This window comes from Candidatus Eisenbacteria bacterium, from assembly GCA_035712145.1.
Classification (GTDB): Bacteria; Eisenbacteria; RBG-16-71-46; order RBG-16-71-46; family RBG-16-71-46; genus DASTBI01.
This window is the reverse complement of the sequence record DASTBI010000051.1, coordinates 1-4,946: the sequence shown is the minus strand read 5'-3', so window position 1 is coordinate 4,946 and position 4,946 is coordinate 1. Positions and strand designations below refer to the sequence as shown.

Genomic DNA, 4,946 nt, shown 5'->3' with positions numbered 1-4,946 from the left:
GCGAGAGCGTGAGGCGCTCGCCGAGCAGTTCGCCGAGCTCTTCGCCGAGGAATCCCTCACCGTCCGCGAGGTCGGGATCGTCGAGCTCGAGCGGCTCGAGCGGCGGGTGGCCATGGCCCGCGCCCGTGCGGCGGGAGAGGTCCGGCGCCGCAGGGTCGCCGGGCTGGTGATGAGAGTCGAAGCCTGCCTTTCGACCTTCTCGGGTGAGGCTTCTGCGTTCGCGGCCGTTCAGGCTCGCGCCGAAGCGCTGCGCGCCGAGGCCCTCGATGGTCTGAGCGCCGGCGCGGAGAACGGTGACGAGGCGCTGCACCGGGCGCGGATCGCGGTCAAGCGCTGGCGGTACCATCTCGAAGCCATGGCCGCGCCGGGGAGCGGAAGCCCCGAGCGGCTCGCCCCGCTCCGGGAGCTTCAACAGTGTTTGGGTGCGGTGCACGACGCCGCGGTGCTGCGCGACTTCATTTCCCGCCGCGCGTGGCGGGCCCGCGCGAAGGGGCGCGACGCACGGCACGAGGCGCTGATCTGGCTTCGCGATCGGGCCGTCCAGGCACGATGGCGAGCGCTGGAACGTCTTGCGGCGGCCGTGACGAGCGCCGCCGCGACTCCTCGGCCTTGACGGCCTGAGGCGAGCGCAGCGCGATCTTCACCGGCTTGCCGAGCAGCCGCTCGAGGAGTTCGGTGCGGTGCCGCGCGGCCCACAGCTCGAGCTGGGCGTCCCGTCTCGAGCTCACCCGCAGGATGAACGAGCCAGAGCGCCGTGCCACGTCGACCGACTTCACCAGCTGGTAGTGGCTGCGGTCGAGCCCCTCGGCGACTCGTAGCATCGCCGACAGCCACTGCACCGTGCGGCGCAGGTTCTTGGGCAGCGCTCCGTAGTGCTCGTCGCGCTTTCGCGGCCGGCCTCCGCCGTGATAGCGGGCGACGTTCGCCACGACCGCCACCTCTTCGCCCGACAAGCCGCGCAGCCGGCCGTTCAGGATCACATAGCGAGAGTGCTCGCCATGCCCGTCGAAGCCGATGGCGGAGCCGATGTCGTGGAGCAGCGCCGCGAAGCGCATGAGGTCGCGGGTCTCGGCAGGAAGTCCGTGCTCCGGCGCCAGCCCATCGAACAGCGCGAGTGAAAGCGTCGCGACGTGCCGGGGGTGGGGACCGTCCATCTGGAACTTCTGCAGCAGGGCCATCACGCTGCGCAGCCGCAGGTCATCCACCTGGTCGAGCGCCGAGAGCTCGGCCGCGTGGAACTCCAGGTAGTCGCTCACCAGACCTTCCCGCACGCCGAAGTCCGAGATCACGATGCCGCCCGCGCCGACCTTGTCGAGCACGTGCTGCAGCACCACGGCGCCCGGCACGATGATCTCGGCGCGCTTGGCGTCGAGACCCTTGAGCGCGTGGCGCTCCTCCTCCGACATGCGCGCCAGGCGGCGTGTGAGTCGCTTGAGGGATTGGAGCGACAGGACGTGGCCATTGATGTGCTCGATCGGGCCACCCTTCTCCAGCCAATGCGATGCCTGCGCCAGCGCATGGATGGATCCCGACGATCCGTACACCGCGACCGGCCGCAGCTCGCGCACCTGCTCGATCGCGGGCTTGGCCAGCTTGCGCACCGTGCGCTGAAGCCGCTCGAGATCGCGACGCGACGGCGGGTCGCTCTCCAGCAAGGTCTCGCGCAGTCGCAGCGCGCCGAGCTGAGCCCCCGTCGCCAGCATCATCCGGTCGCGATTGCCGACCACCATCTGCATGCTGCCGCCGCCGATGTCCACGATGAGGGCGGGATGGTGATCGAGCTGCAGGGCGCCCCGGACCGCCAGGTAGATGAGGCGGCCTTCCTCTTCCGCCGGAATGACCCGCGGGCTGATCCCGCTCACCCTCCGCGCCGCGGACTGGAAGTCGCCGCCGTTCCTGGCCTCCCGCACCGCCGCCGTGGCCGTGCACAGGATGCGATCCACCTGGAACCGCCGCGCCAGCTGGACGAAGCGGGCGAGGGCGTCGACCGTGCGGCGGATCGCCTCGGGCCGCAAGCGCTTGCCGTGGAAGGAGCCGCGGCCGATCTGCACCACCTCGCGCTCGCGCTCGACCACCTCGAAGGAGGTGCCGCTCGTGGCCTCGGCCACGACCATGTGGATCGAGTTGGTGCCGATGTCGATGGCGGCGATGCGCAAGGAAGCCTCCAGGAATGACGGGAATCCAGTCCCGCAAATTATCGACAGCCTGCCACCATTCTGCCACGAGAAAGAGCCACTCTGCTCCCAGGAGGCCCGCACGTACAATGCCGCGCGTGATTCCTCTGGCCGAGATCCGAGCCGCCGCCGAGCGCATCCACGGCCGTGTCCATCGGACGCCGTTGTGGTCGAGCCGGACGCTCAGCGAGCGCTGTGGCGCGCCGGTGTCGCTCAAGTGCGAGAGCTTCCAGAAGACCGGCTCGTTCAAGCCGCGCGGCGCCCTCAACAAGGTCCTCTCGCTTCCCGAATCCGAGCGGGACAGGGGCCTGGTGACGGTCTCGGCCGGCAACCACGCCCAGGCGGTGGCGTGGGCGGCGCGCGCCGTCGGCACCGCGTGCGCGGTGGTGATGCCCGAGGACGCGCCGCGCTCCAAGCTCGAGGCCGTGCGCGGTTATGGCGCGGAGGTCATTCTGCATGCCGACCGGGCCACGCTCTTCGATCGGCTGCGTCAGGTCGAGGCCGAGCGGGGGATGACCTTCGTCCATCCGTTCGACGACCCCGTCGTCCTGGCCGGAGCGGGTACGGTCGGCCTCGAGATCGTCGAAGACGCGGAGGCGATCGACACGGTGGTGGTTCCGGTCGGGGGTGGAGGCTTGATGGGCGGCGTCACCTCGGCGGTGAAGGGACTGCGACCGGGCGTGCGCCTGGTCGCGGTCGAGCTCGAGGAGGGTCCGGGTCTCACCAAGGCGTTGGCGGCGGGCAAGCCGATCCCGGTGTCGCGGCCGGCCAACACGCTGGCCGATGGAATGACGCCGCCGTTCGTCGGCGCGCTGCCGCTCGATATCGCCCGCGAAGCGGTGGACGAGATCGTCACCGTGACGGAAGACGAAATCATCCAGGCGATGCAGTTGCTCATCACCCGAGCCAAGCTCTACGTCGAAGGCTCGGGAGCCGCGGCCACCGCGGCGCTATTGGCTGGAAAGATCGCTCCCCGCAAGGGCCGTCCGGTGGTCGCCATTGCCTCCGGCGGCAACTTCGATCCCGAGCGTCTGGCGGCCGTCTTCGCGCCAGCCGCGGGAGAGGTGATGCCATGAGGATGAAGCGTTGGCGTGGTGTCGTGTTCACGGTCGTGATGGCCGCATCCGGTCCGGCGGCCGCCGACGATTTCGACGACTTTCGAATTCCGGCTCACGACCTGATCGACTGGAGGGTCCAGCTCGGCTTGGATGGGAGTCAGGTGTTCCAGAGCATCCCCGTGAGGAACGCAAGCGACCGTTCCCTGGCAGGCCGCGCCGGAACCGGATTCGTCTGGCTCTCCGATTCCGATCCCATGATGAGCCAGGTATCGCTCCTCGTCACTGCCGCGGGACTCGGCCGTTGGACACACCAGGAGACATTCGGGTTCGGGTACTTGGATGGCGAGGACCGACGGGGAGTGGAAGACTGGAACGCGAGCTTCACGCACCGGCGTTACCCTGGTCGAGCGATCGGAATCGAGCTCAGTGTCTTCGGTTCGGGCTCATACAGGCAGCAGTGGAGCGGCTTGCGCCAGGATGTCCGCCAGGTGATCGGCGGCAGTTCGATCCGGGATGTCGGTCGAGCGTCCGCTGAGCAGTGGGATTACGCCACAGCCGTCTCGACGCGCTTGATGATTGGAGTGGGCCATGTGCGGGATGCCAGCTCGATCTACGAGGCTCGCGTGCTGGAGGAACGCCTCCTCGAAACCGGCGGTTTGACACGATCGCTCTCGCCCGCGGCACGCCAGAAGCTTGCCGCCTTGCTCACCACCCGGTTCCAGTACGAGTTCTTTCGGGAGCGCCCGGCTCGCGCGATCTGGGACCGCATCGAGGACATCCTCCGGGAAGACGGCGTCCTTGCCGACGGAGGACTCACCCCCGATGCCGTCCTGCGTGCGGGCGAGCCCCACACCAGGGGAGGGTTGATGCCCGACGTGGTGCCCCGCTCACCGGTTCTGCGACGCGTCGGTGGCTTCGTGGGACCTTCCTTGCTGGACCAGCACGCGAGCTACGTGACCCGCATCGACGCATCCAGTTTCACTCAGACTTCCGTCGACGATTCCTTGTGGACGCCGGTGACCGGGTCCTCGTCCTACCAGCAGGACGCCACCAACGACGAGACGTTCCTGGGGATGCGCGGCGAGTACTACCGTCCGCTTGGCATGAGCTGGCAGGCCGATGTGTCGGGCGAGGCGCTCTTCCCGACGCGGTCGGGAGTCGATGGAACGCTGGGCTCGGCGTCTGGACGCCTGAGTTGGATGCTGGCGGATCACTGGGAAGCTTCGGGATTCCTGAACTACAACCGCTTCCTTCTCCAGAACGACGTCGACACGGTAGACGACCGGTGGTCGTGGCTCTACGGCGTCTCGGCGACATGGTATGTGCAGGACCGGCTCCAGCTCACCATCCTCGCTAGCGAGCAGCAGAGCAACCGAAAGCTTTCCAGCGGTTTCATGATCGGAGACCAGTACGTTCGGGCCGGCGCGGTCTCGCTCGCGCTGACTTATCGTATTCTCGGCGGATTCGGGGCCCCGGGGCTGATCCCGCGCGAGGCGCTATAGTCGTTCTTCTCACGGGAGAGTCCATGGACGTGCGCATCATCTCGCAATCCGACGTCGAGCGGCTGCTGCCGATGGCCGAGTGCGTCGATGTCATGGCGGACGCGCTGGCGACGCTGGCCCGCGGCGATGCGGTGCTGCCGCTCCGGAACGTCGTGTCGCTTCCTGATCGCAGCGGGCGCCTCGGGTTGATGCCGGGCTACCTCGGCTCGCCC

At 68.5% G+C, this 4,946-nt stretch carries 5 protein-coding genes; 3 read left to right on the top strand and 2 right to left on the bottom strand.

Translation table 11 applies throughout. The features are described 5' to 3' along the window. A partial coding sequence (locus tag VFQ05_03060) for a hypothetical protein (GenBank protein ID HET9325730.1) occupies positions 1 to 310 on the bottom strand: 310 nt, incomplete at its 3' end. Between the two features lie 145 nt (positions 311 to 455). Then, on the bottom strand, positions 456 to 2,156 hold the full coding sequence (locus VFQ05_03055; protein ID HET9325729.1) for a Ppx/GppA phosphatase family protein: 1,701 nt from the start codon (positions 2,154 to 2,156) through the stop codon (positions 456 to 458). Between the two features lie 107 nt (positions 2,157 to 2,263). Here VFQ05_03055 and VFQ05_03050 point away from each other — a divergent pair, with 107 nt between their 5' ends. The 3 genes from VFQ05_03050 to VFQ05_03040 all read left to right on the top strand — a co-directional run. Further along, the gene (locus VFQ05_03050) at positions 2,264 to 3,250 is read left to right on the top strand and encodes a threonine/serine dehydratase (protein HET9325728.1); all 987 of its coding nucleotides are present in this window, start codon (positions 2,264 to 2,266) and stop codon (positions 3,248 to 3,250) included. Continuing rightward, the gene (locus VFQ05_03045) at positions 3,247 to 4,734 is read left to right on the top strand and encodes a hypothetical protein (GenBank protein HET9325727.1); all 1,488 of its coding nucleotides are present in this window, start codon (positions 3,247 to 3,249) and stop codon (positions 4,732 to 4,734) included. The genes VFQ05_03050 and VFQ05_03045 overlap by 4 nt, the downstream gene beginning before the upstream one ends. Positions 4,735 to 4,757: 23 nt before the next feature. After that, the coding region (locus VFQ05_03040; GenBank protein ID HET9325726.1) for an ornithine cyclodeaminase family protein at positions 4,758 to 4,946 on the top strand (189 nt) is incomplete at its 3' end.

Bases quoted from the DNA above. Each gene is read 5' to 3' on its own strand.
- VFQ05_03045 (HET9325727.1), top strand. From the start codon at position 3,247: ATGAGGATGAAGCGTTGGCGTGGTGTCGTGTTCACGGTCGTGATGGCC.
- VFQ05_03050 (HET9325728.1), top strand. From the start codon at position 2,264: ATGCCGCGCGTGATTCCTCTGGCCGAGATCCGAGCCGCCGCCGAGCGC.